The organism is Rhodoferax sp. GW821-FHT02C08 (assembly GCF_059421805.1).
Genome location: NZ_JBWKVR010000009.1, coordinates 169,398 through 192,372 on the forward strand (window position 1 = coordinate 169,398; position 22,975 = coordinate 192,372).

Below are 22,975 nucleotides of genomic sequence, written 5' to 3' on the forward strand. Positions count from 1 at the left end.
GGCGGCTGTAATAAAGCTGTCGCACGGCACAGAGTGCATGCCCACTGAGAAAGGATCCCCCATGACCCAGTACGCCACCATCATCGGCCACGTGACCTACACCCCCGGCGACGGAGCCCCCATGACCATTCCGAAGGGCATGGTGGAAATCGAGCTGGCGCCCGACAGCGTCACCCTGAGCTGGACCGCCGACAACGGCGTGGCCGGGCTGACGGCCATACCGCTGACGCAGTTCCAGGAATACCTGCGCGACAACAAGATTGCGCTGCAGCGCTAGTCTTTGCAGCGCGGCAGGCTCCAGCCAGCCCATGCATTGCGGGCGGCGGGCTGTAACAACACAACAAAATACCTGTAAATACGCTATCGCTTCAGTAGCAGCTTACGCACTGAATATATGCGCCAGGGGCATATTCACGCCCTCATCTGCACAGCAGCAACATGCCCAACGTGACGCATGTGGAACAGTCTGTGCTTGAAAAATTCACACGCACGCGCAAACGTCCTGTTACATTTTGATCCGACTGTTCTGCAAGCAGTTGCGTCTTCTACGTCTTGCCATCCATGCAAAGGAAATGATGACTTCTTATAACTATGGGTTTGCCGATTTTGAATGCATTGCAGCAGGTGCTGCCGTACTAGCCAGCGGCGGTGGCGGCAGCTACCGTGATGCGGTCAGCATTTTGCAGGAGCTGTACGCTAGCGGTTGGGCGGGCAGCGTCACCGTGCAGCCGTATGACGGCAGCAGCAACTGCTGCGTACTGGCCATCATGGGATCACCCGACGCGGCAGATAGCCTGACGTTGGCGGATATCCAGAACTCCATCACCAACACCTTGGCATTGCTGCAGACCGCTACCGGCTGCACCGCTGGATGTGCCATTCCTGTAGAAATAGGCCCTATCAACTCGTTGGTACCGCTAATCGCCGCCACCATGGCGCCCGGCACCCTGTGGGTAGTGGATGGGGACGGCGCTGGCCGCGCCGTACCGGAACTACCGCAAACCACTTTTACGGGCGCGGCGAATCTCCCTGTCAGCCCCTGCGCTCTAGCCACCGACGTAGCCAACTACAGCGAGGTCGAGTCGGCTCTGTTAAGCGCCTCCACTGCGGCTCAAATAGAAAAACTGGCTGGTGGCGTGGTGGGCGGTTTTGGTGGGTTCTCCGGCATTGCTCTGTGGCCGTCCAACGCCAGCAATGGCTATGGACTGAACGGCAACTACATTCCCAACACGTTGACGCAAGCTCGCAGCCTGGGTCAGTTCCTGCTGCAGACCAGCACGCCAGCGTCTAGTGCCGATGTTGCAGCACAAATCGCGCAGATCACAGGCCGCACGGCCATCGTTGCCGTGAGCAACTTCTACATTACTAGCATCACCCAGAGCACCAACTCATCATCGCTGGACGTAGGGGTGATACGTCTTGACAACACCCAAGACCCCTCCCAAAGTACGCAAACGTTTAGCATTTACAACATAAACGAAAACCTCATCATGTATTCCAGCCAAAGCGCGGCACCAGTGATCGTCGCGCCGGACTCGATCTGCTACTACTCTGAAAGCACGGGACGGGGGTTCTCCAATGCAAGCGACGATCTGGCGGTGTATTTCGACACCACTACCGGGAAAAGCACAGGCAATATGGTCAGCATCATCCAGGTCTCTACCGCACCCCAGTTATACGCCACGCCAGGTGTGTTGGACTCATTTGCCAATCTGCTGCGCAGCATAGGCTACGCAGGTGCCATGCCTGCGAATTAACCCCCCATGAACGAGAAAGACCTCAACAAAGAACGCCTGGAGCTGGCGTTGGAAGCGGCGGGTCTGGACCTGTGGGAAAACAATTTGCTGACTGGCGAGGTCACCCGCAAGGCGTTGAAAATCTTCAACGAACTGGGCTACAACGACGACGAAGTACTGCACCACTTGGACCACCTGCCTGAGTTTGTCCACCCTGACGATCTTGAGGTGATCCAAACGGCGGTAGGTGACCACCTGGCGGGCCGCACGCCGCAGTACCGCTGCGAATTTCGAGTGCGGGCCAAGGACGGCACCTGGGTGTGGTTTGCCAACTATGGCCGGGTGATGGATGCCGTCGGCACACAGCGGGGCCAGCGCTTCATCGGCGTGGCCTTCAACATCGATGGCCGTAAGCGCAAAGAAGACGAGATCGCCCAGATCAACCGCCAACTGGCCGAGCAAAACGCCTTGCTGCAAAGCATGAACGCCACGCTGGAGCTGCTGGCCGCCAGCGACTCGCTCACCGGCCTGGCCAACCGACGCACATTGATGGAGCTGGGTGCCAAGGAATGCATACGCGCCGAGCGCTTCCAGCATCCGCTGTCGGTGCTGATGGTGGACATCGACTCCTTCAAGGCGGTGAACGACAACTGGGGCCATTCGGTGGGCGACCGGGTGATCTGCGCCGTGGCCGACGCCTGCCGCCAGCGCATGCGCGAAGGTCTGGACACCGTGGCCCGCCTGGGTGGCGAAGAGTTCGTGGTCATGCTGCCCGAAACCAGCGGAGCCAACGCCCGCCTAGTGGCCGAGTCGCTGCGCCAGGCTGTGCAGGAGCAGCAGGTTGCCAATGACGACGGCGACCGCGTGCCCTTCACCGTCAGCATTGGCGTAGCCACGCTGGGCCTGGGTGGCGAGTCGTTTGAGCAGCTGCTCAACCACGCCGACAAGGCGCTGTACAAGGCCAAGCAAACCGGCAGGAACCAGGTGCAGTCTTTCGTCCCCCTTCCCACCAAGCCCCAGCTGGTACCCTCTACCAAGTCAGCCGGTTCGGATTGATCGCTACTGAATAAATAGCAGCCTGCGCACGCCGTGCAAGCGCCAGCACAATTTTTCCTGGCTTGATTGTTGCATTCACTGCAACAGGCCCCGGCCCCCTCAAGGCTGCCACCGCCGACCACCAGGAACGAGCCCATGCCACCTGTCCTTTTGAAAAGTCTGTTCGCCGGTACGATTTTCAGCAGCGCCTTTCTGCTGTTTCTGGTGCAGCCGCTGATCGCCAAACAGATCCTGCCGTGGTTTGGCGGCTCGGCGGCCGTGTGGTCGGTATGCATGGTGTTCTTCCAGGTGGTGCTGCTGGCCGGCTATGCCTATGCCGACTGGTTGACCCGCCGGCCGGCGCGCGTGCAGGCGGCTGTGCACTGCACGCTGCTGCTGTGCAGCCTGGTGTTTCTGCCCATCATCACCGCCGCGCACTGGAAGCCCACGGGCGCGGAAGACCCATCGCTGCGCATCCTGGGCCTGTTGCTGGGCACGATTGGCCTGCCTTATTTTTTGCTATCCACCACCGGGCCGCTGGTGCAGTCCTGGCTGGCGCGCACCCCCTGGGGTGTGCAGGTGTACCGCTACTTTTCGCTGTCCAACCTGGCGTCGCTGGCTTCGCTGCTGGCCTACCCGGTATTGATCGAGCCCACCACCGCGCTGCGGGAGCAAGCCCTGGGTTGGTCCTGGGGCTATGCGTTTTTTGTACTGATGTGCGGTACCGCCAGCCTGTATGCGGCAGGCTTGAAGCCCTATGCGCCCGGTCCAGGCAGCACACCCACACCCAGTGCAGGCCTGCCGCAAGCCGCCCCCGGCCTGGGCACCTATGGCTTGTGGCTGGCGCTGCCGGCCCTCGCATCCTGGCTGCTGCTGGCCGTGACCAACCACATCACGCAGAACGTGGCCGCCATTCCCTTCCTGTGGGTGCTGCCCTTGTCGGTCTACCTGCTGAGCTTTGTGCTGACTTTTGAAAGCGACCGCTGGTACCGCCGCAGCCTGCTGCTACCCGCCACCGCCGTGGCGCTGCTGCTGTGCGCCTATGGCCTGCAGGACGGCATAGGCTATGGCCTGGTAACGGGCGTGCCGCTGTTTGTTGCCGGCCTGCTGGTGCTGTGCATGTTTCTGCACGGCGAAATGGCCAGCATGCGCCCCCACCACGCCTACCTGACGCGCTTCTACCTGATGCTGTCGCTGGGCGGCGCGTTGGGCGGCGTTACCGTGGGCTTGGTCGCGCCGCATGTGCTGCCGGCCTACTACGAAATGGGTATTGGCCTGGTGTTGGTGGCCGTGCTGGGCGCGGTGGTCTTCCGCCGCCAGCGGCTACGCGCCAGTATCTGCCTTCTGCTGGTGCTGGCCTGCAGCTATTTCCTGTGGCAGCAGGTGCGCGACGAGCAGGATGGCACACGGCGCATGGCGCGCAACTTCTACGGCACGCTGAGCAGCCTGGACAGCATCGACAAAGACGAGCCCGCGCGCAGCGTGCGCCAGCTCTACCACGGCTCGGTCAAGCATGGCGAGCAGTACCTGGCGGCCGACCGGCGCCGCGAGGCCACGGCCTACTACGGCAAGACCTCGGGCGTGGGCCGGGCCATTCTGTCCGCGCCGGCCACGCCGCGCCGGGTCGGCCTGATCGGCCTGGGCGCAGGCACCCTGGCCAGCTATGGCCGAACCGGCGATGTGTACCGGGTGTATGAAATCAACCCCCAGGTGTTCGACTTTGCCGACAGCGAATTCAGCTTCTTGAAAGACAGCCCGGCGCAGATCGAACGCGTGCTGGGCGACGCGCGCCTGGCGCTGGAGCGCGAGACGCCGCAGCGCTTCGACGTGCTGGCGGTGGACGCGTTCTCGGGCGACTCCGTGCCCATCCACCTGATCACCGCAGAGGCCATGCAGGTCTATCTGCGCCACATGCAGGCCGACGGCATCATCGCCTTCCACGTCACCAACCGCTTCCTGAACCTGGCCCCGGTGGTGGAAAAAATCGCCCTGGCCCAGGGCCTGCACATCGCCTTTGTGCACGACGAGGCCGAAGACAGCGACCTGCGCCGCACCGACTGGATACTGGTCAGCCGTAGCGCCCAGCGCATGCAGGTGGCGCCAATCCACAACGCCAGCAGCCCCGTGCCGCAGATCCCCGGCCTGCGGCTGTGGACCGATGACTTCAACAACCTGTTCGGGGTACTGAAATAGTGGTTTGACCGATACTGCGGGCTGCTTTTTTTGTTCCGCCCCCATGCCATTTTTTTTAAACCGCCGCAGCCTGCTCACCACCCTGGCAGCCCTGCCGACCACCCAGTTATTCGCCGCGCCACCCGCCCCCACCGTCTGGCCACAAGACCTGCGCGTACCCGGCGGCGTAGCCCGCCTGTCGCTCGGGCCGGCAACGCAACGGCCCACGGCTTTTGCCGCCGATGTGCCTCTGCTGGTACTGGGCGATGCAATCGAATGGACGGCACTGGTCGGCATTCCGCTGGCGGCCACGGTGGGTGAAGCCACCATCACCGTGCGCAACGCTGACGGAGGCAGCCGGCAGGTGGCGTACCACGTGGGCCCCAAGCAGTACCGCGAGCAGCGGCTGACGGTGGCGCCTGGCACGGTAGACCTGTCGCCCGCCGACGAGGCCCGCTACGAGCGGGAACACAGCCATCTGGCCGAGGTCATGGCCCGATTCAGCGAACCGCTGCCAGAGTCGTTCGCCATGCGGGTACCGGTGCCGGGGCGGCGCTCCAGCTCGTTCGGGCTGCGCCGCGTGTTCAACGGCCAGGCCCGCAACCCGCACAGCGGCATGGACATCGCCGCCGCCAGCGGCACGCCGGTGCTGGCACCGCTGCCTGGCCGGGTGCTGGACACAGGCGACTATTTCTTCAACGGCAACACCGTGTGGCTGGACCATGGCGGCGGCCTGCTGGGAATGTTCTGCCATCTGAGCAAGATCGACGTGCAGCCCGGCGAACAGCTGCGCACCGGTCAGCGCCTGGGCGCTGTGGGTGCCACCGGCCGTGTCACCGGCCCACACCTACATTGGTCCGTCTGCCTGAACCGGGCCATGGTGGACCCGGCGCTGTTTATTGCGGCTTAAAGCCGTTGTCCACTCGCGGCTCCTGCACCGCACAGACTTGGTTACGGCCCTGGGCCTTGGCCAGGTAGAGGGCCTGGTCGGCCGCGGTGAGCAGTTCCTCCAGAGACTGGTAGGCAGACGCCTCGTGCCAGGTGGCGCAGCCGCCGCTGAGCGATACGTGCTGGCCCGCCGTACTGGCGGGTATCTGCAGCGCAACCACGGCCAGCCGGGCTTTCTCGGCAAGGCGCAAAGCGGAGTCGCCTGCGGCGCCGGGCAGCAGCATGGCGAATTCCTCGCCGCCGTAGCGGGCCACCATATCGGCCGGCCGCTTGACGGTCTGTGCCAGCGCCTGGGCCACGGCGCGCAGGCAGGCGTCGCCCTGCACATGGCCGAAATGGTCGTTGTAGCGCTTGAAATGGTCTACATCCAGCAGCACCAGGGACAGCACTTCGCCATTACGCTGGGCACGCAGCCATTCGGCCTGGGCCGAGGTGTCAAAGCTGCGGCGGTTGAACACACCGGTCAGGCCGTCGCGCGCCGAGGTGCGCAGCAAGGACGCGTGGGACACCGACAGCTCCTGGTACAGCCGGGTCAGCTGGAATATCAGCGCGGCAAGCAAGCTCATGGACGACACAATGCTGAGCATGCGCGACACATACCAGCCGGTGCTGTAGCGGGCCGAGGACAGCAGGGTCAGCGACACATCGGCCAGCGAGGCCAGCACGGCCACGAAGAGAAACAGGCTGACGATATCCAGGCTTTTTTTCCGGGGCCGCAGCGCCAGTGCCACGGCCAGCAGGTTGAGGCACCAGACCGTCCACCCCTCCGCGCTGGCACTCAGGGTCTTGAAGTTATTGCCATTGATCAGCTGCGGCAAATCCACGCGCAGGGCCAGGTAGGCCGCCAGCCAGGCCAGCAAGGGTGCGCCCAGGAACAGCAACAACCCTTGGCGGATGGACACGCGCCGCTCCAGTTCTCGCAAGCGGCCCCAGTCGCGCAGCAGCACGGACACGCAAATCAGCAGCGGATAGCCGCCATGCCACAGCACCCATAGCCAGACTGCGGACTGGTTATTGCCCCCCAGCAAGCCAGCCGGGCCAAACACCCCGGGAAAGACCAGCAGCTGGATGGACACCATCAGAGCCACATACATATAAGCGCAGGCCATGGGCACCAGGTACAGGCGCCGGGTAGTCAGGTACTGGACCATCAGCAGGTAGGCCGTCAGGCCTTCGGTCAGGGACACCACGGCCGCAAATATCGGCAGGAAAGGCGCCACCACCGGCAAGGGGGCTTCTGCATGCGGGATGGTGGCCACGGCAACCAACACGATCAACATCACCAACAGGGTCGCAAACCTGCGCTGCATGGAGGTGGCGACAGACTGGTGAATAGCTTCAGGCATAGGGCTTATGTCTTGGGATGCGTCAGGGGTGCAAGCGTCGCGAGGCTAAGCAGGCAGCATGCCCATGCCAGTCCACGCTCGAAAAATGGGGCGAGCTTAAAGCATGAGGCTTTGGCAAGAGATTTCGAACCCCATGCGTGGGCATCGACCAGCGCCCCACTTTACTATTCTTTTCATAGCACCCTGCGCACGTTCTACCTGCGCTGGAGGGCATAATATTCAGGAATTTTTTGGATATACCCCGCCCATGACCACGGCCGCCGTGCCCTACCCTACCGACCGCGATGCCGCTGTGCGGATGTTCCAGCTGCTGCAGCAACAGGCGCAGTTGCACGGCACCACCCTGCGCCCGCCACCGCCAGAGCCCAGCAGTTGCTGTGGTCGCGGTTGCAACGGCTGCGTATGGGAGGGCTTTCTGGCGGCCGCCGTTTTCTGGCGCGAAGACGCGCTGTTGGCCCTGCAGACCGGGGAACCAACTGCCGCTTAGCAGGCTCCGTTCCGTCACCCGCTCATCGATTTCCCGACGACTCCCCATGCTGCGTGCCCTGAAAGATATTTTTGACACCCTGGTCAACACCGAGCCCACGCCCGAAGAACGCCAGCAAGCCCTGCAACTGGCCACGGCCGTTTTGCTGGTGGAGGTCATGCGGGCCGACAGCAGCAAGCCCGCGCGCGAGCGTCAACCCGTGGCCGCCGCCCTGCGCCAGCGCTTTGCTCTGGACGACGCGGCCCTGGCCCAACTGTTGGCCCAGGCCGAGCAAGCTGCCGAAAACGCCTACGACTACCACCGCTTCACGGCCAGCATCAACGACAGCTGCAGCCAGGCGCAGAAGATACAGATCGTGGAATCCATGTGGCAGGTGGCCTATGCCGACGCCCAGGTAGACGCCTACGAGCACCACGCCATCAGCAAGATCGCCGGCCTGCTGCACGTCACCCATGGCGAATACATAGGCGCCAAGATGCGCGCCAAAGAGGCCGCTGGGCTCATCTCTTGAATATCAGTTTTGATAGCAACCAGCGTAGGCAGAACCTGCGCCAGGGGCCTATTCACACCGCCAGATAACGCCCTGGCCGGTGGTTGATGGCCAGGGTCATGTTCATAGCCAGCGCACCCAGTACCGACAGCAGCGCGCGCTGCCAATCGGTGGTCCAGAAGGCGCCCAGCAGTATCAACCCGTCTATGCCCATCTGCAGATGGCCGGCACGCCAGCCAAAGCGGTCTTGCAGGTACAGCACCACGACGCCGATGCCACCCAGGCTGGCCCGATGGCGAAACAAAATCAGCATGCCACAGCCGCACAGCAACCCGCCCAACACGGCCGCCAGCGGCGACCACAGCTGCGCAAACACCAGGCCATATGGCAGGTAGTGCGCGAACAGCGACAACAAGGCCACAGCGCAAAAGGTCTTCACGGTGAACTGCAAGCCCATGCGCCACCAAGCGAACAGGTAGAACGGCAGGTTCAGCAGGAAGAAGGCCACGCTGAACTCGGTGCCCGTGGCGTAGCGGATCAAGAACGCCAGCCCCGCCGTACCGCCGGTGAGCAGACCCGCGTGGCCAAACATCACCACCCCCAAGGCCAGAAACAAGGTGCCGATGGCCAGGGCCAGGGCATCTTCATAGAAGCGATGCCGCGCCAAAGGCGTAGCAGGAGGCGCAGTCACAGAACGGGTCATAGGAAATAGGGGGAACAGGGAAAACAGTAAATGGCAGTACCGGCCACCTCAGCGCATGGCAGCAGGAAGGGAAAAAAGCCACAAATGGTAGCGGACCGGCACGCACCAGTCCCGCCACTGCAAGCTGCGACTTATACGCAAACTCCGTGCCCATAGGCCACAGAAAACAAGCGAAACCGACCCATAATCAACAGACGTCCGACACCGTATGCCGAAGTGCGGGCGAACCACCATTTGCCAGCCAATCTGCCACGGAACCACACATGCAAGGGCTCTTGCCATTTCCGGATCATGCACCTTGCGAAGCACCGGCAGCGTGTAGCCAACCCGCTCCCACTGAACAGCAGACATGAAGCTGAGCCCACGCCAGAGCGACTACCTGGTCGCCATCACCCGCACCCTGGGCCGATACCCCCGGCTGGTCGGCATGGTGTGCGGCTACTCGCTGGCTCTTACGCTGGCCCTGGCGGCGTGCGGCTTGGTATTCCAGTCCCAGCTGCGCGATGTAGAAAGCGGGCAAGCCATCGTCTTGCGCAATATGCAGGCGCTGCAATTCGATGCAGGGCAGATGCTGACCCAACTCAATAGCAACTTCAGTCCCGATTGCAGCGCCAGCAACCTCAACGCGCTGCGCAGCCTGCTGTTTGAATACCAGTTCATCCGCAGCATCCAGCTGCTGGACAGCCAGCACCAGGTGTACTGCACCACCGAGCTGGGCTTGCTCGACACGCCGAGAGCACCCAACGTGGGCGGCATCGATGGCTCCATCGGGCACTATTTCCTGGGTGCGCCGATACAGCTCGCCAAAGGAGAAGTCCGCACCACCGTGATAGAGCGGGGGCCGTTCCAGGTGGCCATAGGTTCCGACCGGGTGCCAGAAAGCTTTCAGCAATACACCGATGCGGTCTGGGCCGGTAACGCGCGGCAGCGCACCAAGATCTTCAAAAGCAAGTGGGCCCGCTACACCGACACGATGGCCAGCCCCACCACCCCGCATGTCCGCCTGGACTGGGAAAATGCGCTGTTCCTGGTCACCACCACGGTGCCGGGGGTCAGCCCGATAACGGTCCAGACGATTCTGTGGCCCCAGGCTTTCTTCAAAAAACACCTGTTGCTCAGCCTGGGCGGGGGCGCCGTATGCCTGCTGCTGGCCTTTTTGGCGACCGATTTCGTGACGCGGCGCTGCCGGTACTTCCAGTCCATGGAGCACCGCATCCGTTTCCTGTGCGTAGCCGACAACGTGGTCTGCCACTACCAGCCCATCATCGAACTGGCCACCGGCCGCACCGTGGGCTGCGAGGTGCTGGCACGGCTGAAAGACGGCGACAAGCTGCTCTTCCCCGACCAGTTCATCCCCGCCGTGCTGGGCAAAAAGCTCGGCTGGGTGTTTGACACCGCCGTCAGCGCGCGCGGCCTGCGTGAGCTGGGCGAAGCCCTGCCGCCGCAAGCCCAAGGGTTCAAGGTGGCCCTGAACTTCTTTCCGCAAAACCTGCGCCACGCCACACTGTCGCCACACCTGAAGCAGGTGCTACAGCCGCTGAACCGCAACGACCTGCAGGTGGAGCTGGAGGTGACCGAATACAACTTCGCACCGGCCATCGTGCCCGAGTTGCAGCGCCTGCAGGCTGACGGTTTCCTGATCTCCATCGACGACTTCGGCACCGGCTACTCCAACCTGGGCATGGTGAAGAAGGTCGCCCCTGACTACCTGAAGATTGACAAGTCCTTCGTGTTCGAGATGGAGGACCTCACCCTGCGCTCCAGCCTGATCCCCGAAATCATCGCCATCGCTACGGCCGTCAACAGCAAGGTGGTGGCCGAAGGCATAGAAACCCAGGGCCAGGCCGAGCAACTACAGGCCATGGGCGTGCGCTACGGCCAGGGCTACCACTACGCCAAACCCATGCCGTTAGCGGCCTTCATCCGGCACTTGCAGATACAGGATGGCCTGGGCGACGACTTCGACCTGCGCACCGCAGACAAGCCCGACAGTGCTGGCCCGACCCGCTCCTTTATTGATAGCTTGGGGCGCTTGCTCCGCTAGCACCATAGCGGGTTTTCGTACTGAAAGAAGCAGCTCCAGTCGGCCTACGCCGATGTCGGCTGGACCTTACCCACCTCGATAGACAGCTGTTGAGGTCGAAATTCAACTGGAAAGCGAGATATCCGGTTGAACTCAAAGCGAAAGCATGCGATTAAGCACAGGCATGGGGTAAGCACCCCAACTCCCGATATCAAGTTTTACGACGTTTCTTCCGAATTTCAGTAAAAGCAAAAATTGTTGCAGCAAGCCATCCGAAATGTCACATCGGACATTGACTCAAATCAAGTCCCAACCGGTCTTTGCTGACGAAGATAGAAGCATCGACGGGTGGCATCTGACTGCGCGTCAATCGAGGTCAATATATGCAACAGGATCGAGATACGGGAACCTTGGCGATTTGGCGCTTTGAATCAAAACAACGACGCCGGTGTGATGGCAAGGACATGGGTCGGGAATTTGTTGCCGCCCTGGTAGGCTAACCATGTCTCGCAATAGTCCCCTAATAGACGTCTTTGTCAAGGATCGCATGGTTGGGGATGCGCGTTATCCAATGGACTCGTGGGCACCCGAAATCATTGCATCGGCCCCTGATGGAATTCTGCTGGTGAATTTAGATGGCACGATTTTGCTCACGAACAAAGCCATGGAGAATATTTCCGGCTACACCGAATCTGAACTCGTGGGCCACCCGGTAGAAGTTCTCCTGCCCGCAGAATTGCATGCGCGTCACAAGGAGAGCTCCCGTCGCTTCGGCCGCAATCCTGTGCGTCGCCCGATGGGAATGGTCAAGGATCTGTGCCTGCAACACAAGGACGGAACATCTGTCGCAGTAGACATTGCGTTGAGCCAGTGTGTGGCACACGGCGCAACTGCAATGATCGCTTTTGTGCGAGATATCTCAAGCATCAAGCTGCTTCAGAAGCAAATGCAATTCCAGGCGACGCGAGATGCCCTCACCGGTATGCCAAATCGCTGGATGCTTGGTCAACATTTGGAGCATGCGCTGCTGCAGGCAAAGCAGAATCAGACGCAACTTGCTTTGTTGATGATTGACCTAGATGATTTCAAGTCGGTCAAGGATCTTCACGGACATGGTCTTGGCGACAAGGTCCTGATTGAGGCATCCCAACGCATCGCGGACAGCGTGCGCCCATGCGACACCGTCGCTCGGTTAAGTGGCGATGAATTTGTCGTTCTATTGAACGGACTCAGCATGCCGACAGAAGCAGTCGCGGTCGCCGACACGTTGAATCATCGGCTGGAGCAGCCTTGCTGCGTAGACGGTCAAAAGATTCGCCTAAGTGGCAGTGTCGGCATTGCGATCTACCCTGACGATGCCAAAGACGCGGAAACACTGATGCGCTACGCCAATATGGCCATGTACCGGGCAAAGGCGGAAGGAGGTGGACGGTACGCCTTGTATTCGGTCAGCATGGCGGCGCGGGTGGCGGAACGGGTACGAATCCAAGATCGGCTCGAAACTGCGATCAGGACCAACACCCTTCAACTCCATTATCAGCCGCAGATTCACGTGATGACCGGTGACATTGTCGGGGTCGAGGCGCTGCTGCGATGGACCGACGACGAGCTTGGGGAGATGCCGCCCGATCGATTCCTGCCCATCGCGGAAGAAACCGGTTTGATCATTCCACTAGGCAATTGGGTATTGGACCAAGCCTGTCAGCAGGCCGCGATTTGGTTCCAAACGGGCTTTCCGATTCGCGTCGCCATCAACATCTCTGCACGCCAATTCCGTCAACCGGACTTATCGGAGCATGTACAGCGGCGAATTCGAGAAGCTGGCCTACCGCCACATCTCATCGAACTGGAGATCACCGAGTCGGAAGCGATGACCGATCCGCAGCAAACGAAATTGCTGCTGACCGAACTTTCCGGGTTGGGTGTGGCGGTCGCTCTGGATGATTTTGGAACGGGACATTCATCGCTAGCCTACATACGCGACTTTCCGATTTCCCGATTGAAAATCGACCGCACTTTTGTCCAGCCGATGACACAACGCAAAACCGATGCTGCATTGGTAAAGGCCATTCTGGTGTTGGCGCACATGATGGGCCTTGAGGTCGTTGCAGAAGGTGTTGAAACCCAAGACCAGCTAGAGCTTTTGCGCGCGCATGGCTGCAACTATTACCAAGGATGGCTATTTTCCAAAGCAGTTTCCGCCGAGAAAATCAACGCCATGCTGGAACAACCATAGTATTTCCGTGAGGTTAGAGGTTTTTCATGCGGCAATGGCCTGCTCTTGATCGAAACATTCGAGCTGCCGGATATCGAGGATACGGACGTACTTTTGCTGAACTTCGATGGTGCCCTGCGATGCCAGCTTCGAGAAAGCCCGGCTGACCGTTTCCAGCTTGAGCCCGAGATAAGAGCCGATCTCCTCGCGGGTCATACGCAGAACGAATTCCGAATCGGAGAAACCGCGCGCATGCAGGCGCTTGGCAAGACTCAGCAGGAATGCCGATAAACGCTCCTCAGCACGCATACTGCCAAGCAGCAGCATCATGCCGTGGTCGCGCACGATCTCCCGGCTCATCATCCTGTGCATATGATGCTGCATGGCGGGAATGTCGCGGGTAACCGCTTCCAGCTGGTCGAAGCGCATGGCACAGACTTCCGCATCCTCGAGCGCTACTGCATCGCCGTGGTGGCGCTCGGTGACGATGCCGTCAAGCCCCAGTATCTCGCCCGCCATCTGGAAGCCTGTAACCTGTTCGCGGCCATTTTCATTAGAAATAGTAGTCTTGAAAAAGCCCGTTCGTACGGTGTAGATCGACACGAAGGGATCACCATCGCCGTACAACGACTCCCCACGCTTGATACGGATGCGCTTGGACACCAGATCGCCGATGCGGTCGCGCTGGGATGCGTCCAGGTCGACAGGCATGCAAAGTGACTGAAGCTTGCACTTAGAGCAGTCTACGGCAGTTGATGTGTTCATTGCGGTTCCTTGTAAACGGGCGATGAGCAACTTTAGGCAGCCCAGGGTTGGTTGGCTGTAGGGAGTTCTTGATGGCGGCTGACGGGAGGTATGGCGGCTTTCGAGCAGAAACATCTGCAATGTGAAGCACGTAGTCCGCTACCATGGCTTCCGCCGGGCCAGTGCCTGCGCCAGAATGTCGCCATGTCCAGAATAGAAACGACCCAATCCTCCCTGGAGGCAGCAGGACTCCCGACACCCGGTGACGCCGTGCAAAACCTGGCCGACAGCGAAACACGGCTGGCGGCGCTGTTCGAGTCGGCGATGGACGGCATCGTGACCATTGACGACGCGCAGCGCATCGTGCTGTTCAACAAGGCGGCCGAGCGGCTGTTCCGCTGCGCAGCGGCAGACGCCCTGGGGCAGCCCATCACGAAGTTCATTCCCGTGCGTTATCGCGCCCACCACGACGCCTATGTCCAGTCGTTCGGCGAGAAGGGCATCACTACACGGCGCATGGGTGGCACCGGCGCCATCAGCGGCCTGCGCATGGACGGTGAAGAATTCCCCATCGAAGCCTCGATTTCCCAGGTCGATGTAGGGGGGCACAAGCTTTTCACCGTCATCTTGCGCGACGTGACCGAGCGGGTGCAGGCCGAGCAGCGCCTGCGTGAGCAGCAAGTGACGCTGGCCGCCGTGATCGACGCCGCAAGCGACGCTGTGGTCAGCTGCGACGAGGACGGACGCATCGTGCTGTTCAACCCCGCCGCGGAACGCATTTTCGGCCGTACGGCGGCGAGCATGCAGGGCTCGCCCCTGGACGCGTTGATACCCGCGCGCTACCGCGAGAGGCACGGGGGCGACTTCCAGGGTTTTGTCGACTCCCAGGTGACGCGCCGCGCCATGGGGGCCGGGCGGGTCAAGGGCATCCGGGCGGATGGTGAGGAACTGGAGTTGGAGGCTTCCATCTCACGCGCCACAGTCAATGGCCGCCTGACCCTGACGGCGATCCTGCGCGACGTGACCCAGCGCGCCCGGGCCGAGGCCGCGCTGCTGCGCTACCAGACCGAGCTTTCCGATCTGGCGCAGCAACTCATGAATCAGGAAAAGGTCACCACCCGCAGACTCGCGCAAGCCCTGCACGACCAACTGGGCCAGACCCTCACCGCCATCCGGCTGAGCTTCGATGCGGCCGCGGCCAGGCAGGCCGATGTAAGCATGGCCGGGCCTGGGGCGCTGCGTGTCAGCGGTCTCATCGACCAGGCCATTCGTGAAGTACGCCAAGTGCTGGTAGATCTGCGGCCGCCACTGCTGGACGACGATGGCCTGGCCGCGGCGCTGGACAACGAGCTGCAGGCGCGCGATCGCCTCGCGGTTGGGGTGGACCTGCTGCTGGAAGTGGATCCAGAAATCTCCGCATTGCGCTGGCCCGCCGACATCGAATACGCGGCCTTCATGGTAGTGCGCGAAGCCATGGCCAACGCCATTCAGCATGCGCAGGCCAGCCTGGTGCGGGTGGTGCTGACCGGGGCCGAGCGGCACATGCGCGTGGAAGTGATCGATGACGGCCGCGGCTGGCCGCTGGAAGCACAAGGCGTACGACCGGGCCATCTCGGCGTGGTGGGCATGCGTGAACGTGCGCTGGCCATCGGCGCCAGGTTCACCATCAACTCAGGCTTTGGCGCCGGCCCTGGCAGTGGCACGGTCGTTCGATTGGAATGGGAGCCTTCGTCATGAGCACGCTATATCTGGTAGACGACCATTTGATGGTGCGCGAGGGCCTGCGCGCCGTATTGGAAGTGGCCGGCCATGAGGTGGTCGGCGAAACCGCCGACCCCACGGTGGCCATTTCAGAAATCCTCCGTCAAATGCCCCAGGTGCTGTTGCTTGATCTGAGCCTCGGCAGCCGTTCAGGCTTCGAAGTGCTGGTGGAGCTGCAGCGGCGCAATGCCAATGTGAAGACCGTGGTGCTCACCATGTCGGCCCAGCCCCAGCATGTGACCGAGGCATTGCGCATGGGCGCGGTTGGCTATGTACTCAAGGGTGCAGCATCAAGCGAAGTGCTGCGAGCCATCGAGGTTGTGCTGCAAGGTAAGCGATATCTAGGGCAGGATGTAGCCGATCTGGTGGCGCAGGCCCTCACGGGCAACCAGGATGAGGATCCGTTCGTAGCGCTGTCACCGCGCGAGCGTCAAATAGTGGTGATGGTGGTGCAAGGACAATCTAGCACTGTCATCGGCCGCGAACTGCACCTGTCGTCCAAGACGGTAGATACCTACCGAAGCCGGCTGATGAACAAGCTTGGCGTATCCAACGTCACCGCCCTGGTGCGGCTGGCGATGCGGCACAAATTGGTGGGCGCGGACACCTAGCGGCAGTTGAGACCACGCAACTGTCGCACTTGACCGTACGCTATCGGTCAAAAACTCCCCACAGACGTTCGCATTCGCTTTTCCTACAGTTCGATCTGACCCCAGAGCCGCTGGCCGCGACAGGGGTTGTACTGGATCTCACTCAAGGAAAAATCATGCACGCATGTGAGGAGACGACAAGTGCCAACGAAGCTGCGCAATTCAGTTGGGGCTGGGTCAGCGCCACACCACAGGCGATGCGGGATTCATTGACAACAAGGATGGTGCTCGCGCTCCATTTTTCATCGCTGAAGCTCCGCCGCGACCGTCGCACGCGATATTTGGCCATGGCAATGGATCGGCATCAGGTTTCATGCGATCTGATCGGATTCAAGTTGATGGAGACACCGCTGATCGACCGCATGGCCATACCGTTGCGGCGGGCGTTTCGCAAACCCAGCCTACCTTTGAGCACTGGCTATTCTTCGCTGGTCTGCCTGCGGTGCCTTTCGATCCCGACCCTCAAGATTGCTCGCCGATTCGTCTCCGGCATCGCCGTGAACCCAAGCACCTGCGAGATCGCGCGGCTGATCGGGGAGGTGGCGTACCGGCTGAATCTGTGCTGCATTGCCGAAGACATCGAAGCCGAAGAACAGCAGTGCTTAGTACGCGCTCTTGAAGGCAACGAGCTTCAGAGCATTTTATTGATCCCCCCGATGGAAGTTCAGATTACGTTCAGTCTACTGGCCGGATGTCTATCCTGGATTGGGCTTACTAACAGGATGTCAGACGCTGACAAAAGTATTGACCCAAATCAAACCCGGTGGCCGGCGCATCACCGAAACTCCGCCCAAGAACATCTTGCCGGTTCATGGGGCGAACTAGTGGTATCAGGCGATTCAATGGAAGGAAGAGCGTTGTGTACAACCGGCTGAACAGGCCACGCGGTGATGCACCGAACCTGCATCCACTATGCATCCTGACCGTATTCGAATCGGGGCTGTACCGGGACCAGGTTCGTCAATGGTGCGCCGCGCTGGCACCCGCAAGTCGCGTCCTCGACGTGTCGAGTGCAACCGACGCGGTATTCACGCTGCTGACCGAGCAGGTGGACATAGTGCTCATTGATGCCATGCTGGCCGTAGACATGTTGGGCGCACTCAAGCACCATGCACGTCGATCTTCTCCGTATGCCAGGCTGGCCGTATTTAGCAGTTCCGCGGCCAAGCAGACAAGTTCTTCGGGGGCCTCACACGGCGAGACTTTGCCGTGGTCTGAACTTCAACCGATGGTGGAGCAGTTGCTGACTGCGGCATGAAACTGCCGGAGTCAGACTGGGCGGTGTAAGCCACGTGGCAAAGGACGCACGATGTCGCGTCGTAACCGTGAGTGATTTCATTGCACGTTTTTCAATCTGAAACAAGGGGGGTCGCGGAAACCGACACCCGCCCCGATACGCATTTCACAGGCTGTGCCCTGCCCATCCGCAACCAATTTTCCAAATTTGCAGCCTCTGACCTTGAATTGACACAAGAAGCCCTTATCATTAGCACTCGAAGGCAATGAGTGCTAACACTTTTGCTTCATCCCCTTTTTGCAACATTTCATCTTTAGGAGATTCCATGAACCTACGTCCCCTCGGCGATCGCGTGATCGTTAAGCGTATTGACAGCGAAACCAAGACCGCTTCCGGCATCGTGATTCCTGACTCTGCTGCTGAAAAGCCAGATCAAGGCGAAGTGCTGGCTGTAGGCCCAGGCAAGAAGAACGACAAGGGTGAAATCTCCGCCCTGACCGTCAAGGTCGGCGACCGCGTTCTGTTCGGCAAGTACAGCGGCCAAACCGTCAAGGTGTCTGGCGACGAACTGCTGGTGATGAAGGAAGACGACCTGTTCGCAGTCGTCGAGAAGTAATTTCTCGCCTTTCACCGTCCCCTTAATTAATTGAATCCGGAGAAATTCTCATGGCAGCAAAAGACGTAGTTTTCGGCGGCGAAGCCCGCGCACGCATGGTTGAAGGCGTAAACATCCTGGCTAACGCAGTCAAGGTGACCCTGGGCCCTAAAGGCCGTAACGTGGTTCTGGAGCGTTCGTTCGGCGCCCCTACCGTGACCAAGGACGGTGTGTCCGTGGCCAAGGAAATCGAACTGAAAGACAAGCTGCAAAACATGGGTGCGCAGATGGTCAAGGAAGTTGCTTCCAAGACCTCCGACCTGGCTGGTGACGGCACCACCACCGCAACCGTGCTGGCACAAGCCATCATCCGCGAAGGCATGAAGTACGTGGCCGCCGGCATGAACCCGATGGACCTGAAGCGCGGTATCGACAAGGCTGTGGCAGCCCTGGTGGAAGAGCTGAAGAAGGCTTCCAAGCCCACCACCACCTCCAAGGAAATCGCCCAAGTCGGCTCCATTTCCGCCAACTCTGACTCCAGCATTGGTGACATCATCGCCAGCGCCATGGACAAGGTCGGCAAGGAAGGCGTGATCACCGTGGAAGACGGCAAGTCGCTGGCCAACGAGCTGGACGTGGTTGAAGGCATGCAATTCGACCGCGGCTACCTGTCGCCCTACTTCATCAACAACCCAGAAAAGCAAGCCGCTTTGCTGGACAACCCGTTTGTTCTGTTGTTCGACAAGAAGATCAGCAACATCCGTGACCTGCTGCCTACCCTGGAACAAGTTGCCAAGTCTGGCCGTCCTCTGCTGATCATCGCTGAAGAAGTCGATGGCGAAGCACTGGCGACCCTGGTGGTCAACACCATCCGTGGCATCCTGAAGGTTGTGGCTGTGAAGGCTCCTGGCTTCGGCGACCGCCGCAAGGCCATGCTGGAAGACATCGCCATCCTGACCGGCGGCAAGGTTATCGCTGAAGAAGTCGGCCTGACCCTGGAAAAGGTCACCCTGGCTGACCTCGGCCAAGCCAAGCGCATCGAAGTGGGCAAAGAAAACACCACCATCATTGATGGCGCCGGTGCAGCTGCCGACATCGAAGCCCGCGTCAAGCAAGTGCGCGTTCAAATCGAAGAAGCGACCAGCGACTACGACCGTGAAAAACTGCAAGAACGCGTGGCCAAGCTGGCTGGCGGTGTTGCCGTGATCAAGGTTGGCGCGACCACCGAAATCGAAATGAAGGAAAAGAAGGCCCGCGTTGAAGACGCCCTGCACGCTACCCGCGCTGCTGTGGAAGAAGGCATTGTGGCTGGCGGCGGCGTGGCTCTGCTGCGTGCCAAGCAAGCTGCTGGCAAGATTGAAGGCGCTAACGCCGACCAAGACGCCGGCATCAAGCTGGTGTTGAAGGCCATCGAAGCGCCTCTGCGCGAAATCGTGTTCAACGCTGGCGAAGAAGCCTCCGTGGTCGTCGCAGCTGTGTTGGCCGGCAAGGGCAACTTCGGCTACAACGCCGCCAACGGCGAATACGGCGACATGATCGAAATGGGTATCCTGGACCCAACGAAGGTGACCCGTACCGCTCTGCAAAACGCAGCCTCCGTCGCATCCCTGATGCTGACGACCGAAGCCATGATCGCTGAGTCTCCAAAAGACGAAGCTGGTGCTGGCGGCGGCATGCCTGGTGGTATGGGCGGAATGGGCGGCATGGGCGACATGGGCATGTAATTTCGCCGCGAAACGGGCCGCCCGCGTCGTTACCAAGTCTTGCCGTGGCGATGCCACTGTCTGCGACTTGGCGCCTAGCGGACGACCCGTTGCGCAACGAAATTCGTCCCATTCGACACACGTCGAAAAAGACCATAAAAAACCCCGCAGAGTGCGAACTCTGCGGGGTTTTTTCATGGGCGACAGGAAAGCTTAGGCGAGCTTGAAAGCCTTGCGCGCATCCAGTGCGGCCTGGCGCACGTGGCAGCCTTCCTGGTGGTCGTTGACCAGGCCCATGGCCTGCATGAAGGCGTAGACGGTGGTGGGGCCGACGAACTTCCAGCCCTGACGCTTGAGCTCCTTGGACAGCGCCACCGACTCGGGCGACTGGCCCATGGCACGCAATGCGTCTACTGTCAGGCGGCTGGGGCGTGACGCAGCGCTGGGCTCGAAGCGCCAGAAGTAGCTGGCCAGCGAAGCTTCTTTCTCCAGCAACTTCTCGGCGCACTGGGCGTTGTTGATGGCGGCCTCGATCTTGCCGCGGTGGCGCACGATGCCAGCGTCACCCAGCAGGCGCTCTACATCTTTCGGGCCGAAACGCGCCACGGTGGCGATGTCAAACCCGGCAAAGCCGGTACGGAAGCTCTCGCGCTTGCGCAGGATGGTGAGCCAGCTCAGACCCGACTGGAAGCCTTCCAGGCAGATCTTTTCAAACAGCCGGGTGTCGTTGCCTACAGGGAAGCCCCATTCGCGGTCATGGTAGTTGCGGTAGATCTCGGAGCTGTCGCACCAGAAGCAGCGCTGGGGCTGCGGGCTGTCGGTAGAGGTCGGTAAAGAGTCCATACGGCATTTTGAACCATCCATCCTGCAGCCAGGCACGACACACAGGTGTAATGTCTCAAAATGATCGATACTGGTCGCACTTTAAATGGCTTTCCATGCGCTGTCGCACAAAAATAGTACGCACACAGCAACCCATTTGAAAGAAGCACACCATGAAAACCTGTCTCATTCTGATCGATGCCCAGGAATCCTTCCGGCACCGCCCCTACTTTACGCCGGCCACCCTGCCCGGCTACCTGGCAGAGCAGAACGCCCTGATCGACGGCTGCGTGGCCCGTGGCATTCCCATCGTGCGCATCTTCCATGTGGCGGGCCCCCAAACGGCCGACAACGCCTTCGCTGTCGAGTCTGGCCATATCCAGCCGATCGCCGGGCTGGCCGCGTTTGAAGCCGCTGCCACCTTCACCAAAAGCCGCCATAGCGCGCTGATCGACACCGGGCTGCAGGTCTGGCTGACACAGAACGGCATCGGCAAGCTGATCATCAGCGGCATCCGCACCGAACAATGCTGCGAAACCACCACCCGCCATGCGTCCGACCTGGGCTGGACGGTGGACTACTGCCTGGACGCCACGCTGACCTGGGACATGCAGCACCTGGACGGCTCGGTACTGGCCGCCGCCGACATCAAGGCCCGCACCGCCGCCGTGCTGACCGATCGCTTCGCCCGCATCTGCACAGTAGAACAAGCCCTGGCCGGGGCCGCAGCATGAGCATCCAAGTCGCCATCCTGGTGTTTGACAATGTGGAGGCGCTGGACTTCGCCGGCCCCTACGAGGTGTTCACCACCGCCAGCCGTGCCCACGCCCGCAGCCATCCCCACGACGCACCGCTGTTTGCTACACAATGCGTAGCACGCAGTGCAGATACTGTCTGCGCCAGAGCCGGATTACGCATAATTCCCGACGCCACCTTCAACAGCTGCACCGCAACCGACCTGCTAGTCATCCCCGGCGGGGTGGTCGATGCGGCCATGGCCTGCAAGCCGACGATTGACTGGATCGCCGCCACCGCAGGCACGGCCAGCACGGTGGCCTCGGTTTGCACCGGCGCCTTTCTGCTGGCGCAGAGCGGCGTGATCCAAGGCGGCCCGGTCACCACGCATTGGGAAGACGTGGCCGATCTGCAGCGCCTGTTCCCAGCGCTGGACGTGCAAAGCGGCCCGCGTTGGGTGGATTGCGGACGCACCATTACATCGGCCGGCATCAGCGCTGGCATCGACATGTGCCTGCACCTGGTGGGCAAGCTGGCCAGCCATGACCTGGCAGTGCGCACCGCCCGCCAAATGGACTACGCGTGGCAGCCCCAGCAATGATCCAGGTGCTATTCGTGCTGATGCCGAACAGCCTGATACTCGACTGGGCCGGCCCGGCCGAGGCGCTGCGCATTGCCAACCAGTGCCTGCGGGCCCAGGGCCAGCCCGAGCGCTTTGCCTTGCAGTTCGTCGGGCCGGAGGCGGACAACGTGTCTTCCGTCGGCGCCCTGCTGACCGGTCTGCAGCCACTGCCATCCGTACTTCCCGCGCCCAGCTGGGTAGTGCTGGTCGGCCTGCCTGGCAGCACCATCGCCGTGGACAACGCACCGGCCCGCACTGTGCTGCACTGGTTGCGCGGCCTGCGCCCGCAGCGGCAGCAGTTGGAACTGGTCACCGTGTGCGCCGGCACCCTGCTGGCCGCCCACGCGGGCCTGCTAGCCGGTAGACGCGTGACCACGCACCACCAGCATCTGGACGAGCTGCGCAGCGTGGAGCCGCACTGCGAGGTGGTGGCCAACCGGGTGTTTGTGGAAGACGCGCCGGTGTACAGCAGCGCAGGTGTGACCACCGGCATCGACCTGGTGCTGCAGCGCATAGCCGATACCTGCGGCGAGCCGATCGCCGCCCAGGTGGCACAGACCATGGTGGTGGCGCTGCGGCGCGGGCCGCACGACCCCGAGCTATCGCCCTTCTTGAGCTACCGCAACCATATGCACCCTGCCCTGCACCGGGTGCAAGACGCTGTGAGCCTGGACCCGCGCCACGGCTGGACGGTGCCGCGCATGGCCGAGATCGCCCATACCTCGCCACGGCATCTGACGCGTCTGTTCGTGGAATACACGCAGATCGCGCCGCTGCAGTACCTGCGCCGCATCCGTCTGGCGGTGGCCCAAACAGCGCTGCAGTCCGGCCACAGCGTGAACCAGGCAGCAGAGCTGGCGGGTTTCAGTTCTGACACGCAGCTGCGCCGGGCTTGGCACCAGCTGGGGCTGAGCGGCGCCCCCTCGCAGGCGCGGCCGGCCTGAAGCCGCT

22 protein-coding genes are annotated in these 22,975 nt (G+C 61.3%); 18 read left to right on the plus strand and 4 right to left on the minus strand.

The window, feature by feature from the left end:
• Window positions 1-61: 61 nt before the first annotated feature.
• From AC07VY_RS13500 to AC07VY_RS13520, 5 genes are all read left to right on the plus strand, one after another.
• Window positions 62-277 carry a hypothetical protein gene (locus AC07VY_RS13500; RefSeq protein WP_495075925.1) on the plus strand — a complete coding sequence of 72 codons (216 nt, stop codon included), beginning with the start codon at window positions 62-64 and terminating at the stop codon, window positions 275-277.
• Window positions 278-575: 298 nt separating this feature from the next.
• Window positions 576-1,757 carry an S-methyl thiohydantoin desulfurase domain-containing protein gene (locus tag AC07VY_RS13505; RefSeq protein WP_495097942.1) on the plus strand — a complete coding sequence of 394 codons (1,182 nt, stop codon included), beginning with the start codon at window positions 576-578 and terminating at the stop codon, window positions 1,755-1,757.
• A gap of 6 nt (window positions 1,758-1,763) precedes the next feature.
• Window positions 1,764-2,792 carry a sensor domain-containing diguanylate cyclase gene (locus AC07VY_RS13510; protein ID WP_495097941.1) on the plus strand — a complete coding sequence of 343 codons (1,029 nt, stop codon included), beginning with the start codon at window positions 1,764-1,766 and terminating at the stop codon, window positions 2,790-2,792.
• Between the two features lie 135 nt (window positions 2,793-2,927).
• Window positions 2,928-4,964, plus strand: coding sequence for a fused MFS/spermidine synthase (locus AC07VY_RS13515; protein ID WP_495097940.1), 2,037 nt, complete (start codon window positions 2,928-2,930; stop codon window positions 4,962-4,964).
• A gap of 43 nt (window positions 4,965-5,007) precedes the next feature.
• Complete coding sequence (locus tag AC07VY_RS13520) at window positions 5,008-5,853, plus strand: peptidoglycan DD-metalloendopeptidase family protein (protein ID WP_495097939.1); 846 nt, start codon at window positions 5,008-5,010, stop codon at window positions 5,851-5,853.
• Here the strand turns inward: AC07VY_RS13520 and AC07VY_RS13525 are convergent.
• Window positions 5,840-7,237 (minus strand): sensor domain-containing diguanylate cyclase, encoded by a 1,398-nt coding sequence (locus AC07VY_RS13525; RefSeq protein WP_495097938.1) that lies wholly within the window; start codon window positions 7,235-7,237, stop codon window positions 5,840-5,842. The genes AC07VY_RS13520 and AC07VY_RS13525 overlap by 14 nt on opposite strands.
• 247 nt (window positions 7,238-7,484) lie before the next feature.
• Between AC07VY_RS13525 and AC07VY_RS13530 the strand changes: the two genes are divergently transcribed.
• Together AC07VY_RS13530 and AC07VY_RS13535 are read left to right on the plus strand one after the other, a co-directional pair.
• Window positions 7,485-7,724, plus strand: coding sequence for an oxidoreductase-like domain-containing protein (locus tag AC07VY_RS13530; protein ID WP_495075931.1), 240 nt, complete (start codon window positions 7,485-7,487; stop codon window positions 7,722-7,724).
• 46 nt (window positions 7,725-7,770) lie between these two features.
• On the plus strand, window positions 7,771-8,235 hold the full coding sequence (locus tag AC07VY_RS13535; RefSeq protein WP_495075932.1) for a tellurite resistance TerB family protein: 465 nt from the start codon (window positions 7,771-7,773) through the stop codon (window positions 8,233-8,235).
• A 52-nt stretch (window positions 8,236-8,287) separates the two neighbouring features.
• On the opposite strand, the gene AC07VY_RS13540 is transcribed toward AC07VY_RS13535, so the two are convergent.
• Window positions 8,288-8,917 (minus strand): YitT family protein, encoded by a 630-nt coding sequence (locus tag AC07VY_RS13540; RefSeq protein WP_495097937.1) that lies wholly within the window; start codon window positions 8,915-8,917, stop codon window positions 8,288-8,290.
• 349 nt (window positions 8,918-9,266) lie between these two features.
• Here AC07VY_RS13540 and AC07VY_RS13545 point away from each other — a divergent pair, with 349 nt between their 5' ends.
• Entirely contained in the window at window positions 9,267-10,961 is a 1,695-nt protein-coding gene (locus AC07VY_RS13545; RefSeq protein ID WP_495097936.1) for an EAL domain-containing protein, read from the plus strand.
• Between the two features lie 481 nt (window positions 10,962-11,442).
• Window positions 11,443-13,176 carry a putative bifunctional diguanylate cyclase/phosphodiesterase gene (locus tag AC07VY_RS13550; RefSeq protein WP_495097935.1) on the plus strand — a complete coding sequence of 578 codons (1,734 nt, stop codon included), beginning with the start codon at window positions 11,443-11,445 and terminating at the stop codon, window positions 13,174-13,176.
• A gap of 24 nt (window positions 13,177-13,200) precedes the next feature.
• On the opposite strand, the gene AC07VY_RS13555 is transcribed toward AC07VY_RS13550, so the two are convergent.
• The gene (locus AC07VY_RS13555) at window positions 13,201-13,920 is read right to left on the minus strand and encodes a helix-turn-helix domain-containing protein (RefSeq protein WP_495075938.1); all 720 of its coding nucleotides are present in this window, start codon (window positions 13,918-13,920) and stop codon (window positions 13,201-13,203) included.
• A 183-nt stretch (window positions 13,921-14,103) separates the two neighbouring features.
• On the opposite strand from AC07VY_RS13555, the gene AC07VY_RS13560 reads away from it, so the two are divergent.
• The 6 genes from AC07VY_RS13560 to groL all read left to right on the plus strand — a co-directional run bounded on the left by AC07VY_RS13560 (window position 14,104) and on the right by groL (window position 19,866).
• Complete coding sequence (locus AC07VY_RS13560) at window positions 14,104-15,636, plus strand: PAS domain-containing sensor histidine kinase (protein WP_495097934.1); 1,533 nt, start codon at window positions 14,104-14,106, stop codon at window positions 15,634-15,636.
• A complete protein-coding gene (locus AC07VY_RS13565) occupies window positions 15,633-16,271 on the plus strand; it encodes a response regulator (protein ID WP_495097933.1) in 639 nt (212 codons plus the stop codon). Before AC07VY_RS13560 ends, AC07VY_RS13565 begins: the two co-directional genes overlap by 4 nt.
• Before the next feature lie 29 nt (window positions 16,272-16,300).
• Window positions 16,301-17,185, plus strand: a complete 885-nt coding sequence (locus tag AC07VY_RS13570) for an EAL domain-containing protein (RefSeq protein ID WP_495097932.1) — start codon at window positions 16,301-16,303, stop codon at window positions 17,183-17,185.
• Complete coding sequence (locus AC07VY_RS13575; protein WP_495097931.1) at window positions 17,170-17,568, plus strand: hypothetical protein; 399 nt, start codon at window positions 17,170-17,172, stop codon at window positions 17,566-17,568. Before AC07VY_RS13570 ends, AC07VY_RS13575 begins: the two co-directional genes overlap by 16 nt.
• A gap of 304 nt (window positions 17,569-17,872) precedes the next feature.
• Window positions 17,873-18,163, plus strand: coding sequence for a co-chaperone GroES (locus AC07VY_RS13580; RefSeq protein ID WP_495075943.1), 291 nt, complete (start codon window positions 17,873-17,875; stop codon window positions 18,161-18,163).
• A 50-nt stretch (window positions 18,164-18,213) separates the two neighbouring features.
• Window positions 18,214-19,866, plus strand: coding sequence for a chaperonin GroEL (groL, locus tag AC07VY_RS13585; protein WP_495075944.1), 1,653 nt, complete (start codon window positions 18,214-18,216; stop codon window positions 19,864-19,866).
• A gap of 192 nt (window positions 19,867-20,058) precedes the next feature.
• Here groL and AC07VY_RS13590 read toward each other — a convergent pair whose 3' ends face one another.
• On the minus strand, window positions 20,059-20,688 hold the full coding sequence (locus AC07VY_RS13590; protein ID WP_495097930.1) for a DNA-3-methyladenine glycosylase I: 630 nt from the start codon (window positions 20,686-20,688) through the stop codon (window positions 20,059-20,061).
• A gap of 152 nt (window positions 20,689-20,840) precedes the next feature.
• On the opposite strand from AC07VY_RS13590, the gene AC07VY_RS13595 reads away from it, so the two are divergent.
• Genes AC07VY_RS13595 through AC07VY_RS13605 form a run of 3 tightly spaced genes read left to right on the plus strand, consistent with a single transcriptional unit; the run spans window position 20,841 to window position 22,968 of the window.
• A complete protein-coding gene (locus AC07VY_RS13595) occupies window positions 20,841-21,401 on the plus strand; it encodes an isochorismatase family protein (protein ID WP_495097929.1) in 561 nt (186 codons plus the stop codon).
• Window positions 21,398-22,003, plus strand: a complete 606-nt coding sequence (locus AC07VY_RS13600) for a DJ-1/PfpI family protein (RefSeq protein WP_495097928.1) — start codon at window positions 21,398-21,400, stop codon at window positions 22,001-22,003. The genes AC07VY_RS13595 and AC07VY_RS13600 overlap by 4 nt, the downstream gene beginning before the upstream one ends.
• Window positions 22,000-22,968 (plus strand): GlxA family transcriptional regulator, encoded by a 969-nt coding sequence (locus AC07VY_RS13605; RefSeq protein ID WP_495098072.1) that lies wholly within the window; start codon window positions 22,000-22,002, stop codon window positions 22,966-22,968. Before AC07VY_RS13600 ends, AC07VY_RS13605 begins: the two co-directional genes overlap by 4 nt.
• The last annotated feature ends 7 nt before the right edge of the window (window positions 22,969-22,975 follow it).

What these genes read in the sequence shown, in the direction of transcription:
- AC07VY_RS13500 (WP_495075925.1), top strand. Translation starts at nt 62, where the DNA reads ATGACCCAGTACGCCACCATCATCGGCCACGTGACCTACACCCCCGGC.
- AC07VY_RS13505 (WP_495097942.1), top strand. Translation starts at nt 576, where the DNA reads ATGACTTCTTATAACTATGGGTTTGCCGATTTTGAATGCATTGCAGCA.
- AC07VY_RS13510 (WP_495097941.1), top strand. Translation starts at nt 1,764, where the DNA reads ATGAACGAGAAAGACCTCAACAAAGAACGCCTGGAGCTGGCGTTGGAA.
- AC07VY_RS13515 (WP_495097940.1), top strand. Translation starts at nt 2,928, where the DNA reads ATGCCACCTGTCCTTTTGAAAAGTCTGTTCGCCGGTACGATTTTCAGC.
- AC07VY_RS13520 (WP_495097939.1), top strand. Translation starts at nt 5,008, where the DNA reads ATGCCATTTTTTTTAAACCGCCGCAGCCTGCTCACCACCCTGGCAGCC.
- AC07VY_RS13525 (WP_495097938.1), bottom strand. Translation starts at nt 7,237, where the DNA reads ATGCCTGAAGCTATTCACCAGTCTGTCGCCACCTCCATGCAGCGCAGG.
- AC07VY_RS13530 (WP_495075931.1), top strand. Translation starts at nt 7,485, where the DNA reads ATGACCACGGCCGCCGTGCCCTACCCTACCGACCGCGATGCCGCTGTG.
- AC07VY_RS13535 (WP_495075932.1), top strand. Translation starts at nt 7,771, where the DNA reads ATGCTGCGTGCCCTGAAAGATATTTTTGACACCCTGGTCAACACCGAG.
- AC07VY_RS13540 (WP_495097937.1), bottom strand. Translation starts at nt 8,917, where the DNA reads ATGACCCGTTCTGTGACTGCGCCTCCTGCTACGCCTTTGGCGCGGCAT.
- AC07VY_RS13545 (WP_495097936.1), top strand. Translation starts at nt 9,267, where the DNA reads ATGAAGCTGAGCCCACGCCAGAGCGACTACCTGGTCGCCATCACCCGC.
- AC07VY_RS13550 (WP_495097935.1), top strand. Translation starts at nt 11,443, where the DNA reads ATGTCTCGCAATAGTCCCCTAATAGACGTCTTTGTCAAGGATCGCATG.
- AC07VY_RS13555 (WP_495075938.1), bottom strand. Translation starts at nt 13,920, where the DNA reads ATGAACACATCAACTGCCGTAGACTGCTCTAAGTGCAAGCTTCAGTCA.
- AC07VY_RS13560 (WP_495097934.1), top strand. Translation starts at nt 14,104, where the DNA reads ATGTCCAGAATAGAAACGACCCAATCCTCCCTGGAGGCAGCAGGACTC.
- AC07VY_RS13565 (WP_495097933.1), top strand. Translation starts at nt 15,633, where the DNA reads ATGAGCACGCTATATCTGGTAGACGACCATTTGATGGTGCGCGAGGGC.
- AC07VY_RS13580 (WP_495075943.1), top strand. Translation starts at nt 17,873, where the DNA reads ATGAACCTACGTCCCCTCGGCGATCGCGTGATCGTTAAGCGTATTGAC.
- groL (WP_495075944.1), top strand. Translation starts at nt 18,214, where the DNA reads ATGGCAGCAAAAGACGTAGTTTTCGGCGGCGAAGCCCGCGCACGCATG.
- AC07VY_RS13590 (WP_495097930.1), bottom strand. Translation starts at nt 20,688, where the DNA reads ATGGACTCTTTACCGACCTCTACCGACAGCCCGCAGCCCCAGCGCTGC.
- AC07VY_RS13595 (WP_495097929.1), top strand. Translation starts at nt 20,841, where the DNA reads ATGAAAACCTGTCTCATTCTGATCGATGCCCAGGAATCCTTCCGGCAC.
- AC07VY_RS13600 (WP_495097928.1), top strand. Translation starts at nt 21,398, where the DNA reads ATGAGCATCCAAGTCGCCATCCTGGTGTTTGACAATGTGGAGGCGCTG.
- AC07VY_RS13605 (WP_495098072.1), top strand. Translation starts at nt 22,000, where the DNA reads ATGATCCAGGTGCTATTCGTGCTGATGCCGAACAGCCTGATACTCGAC.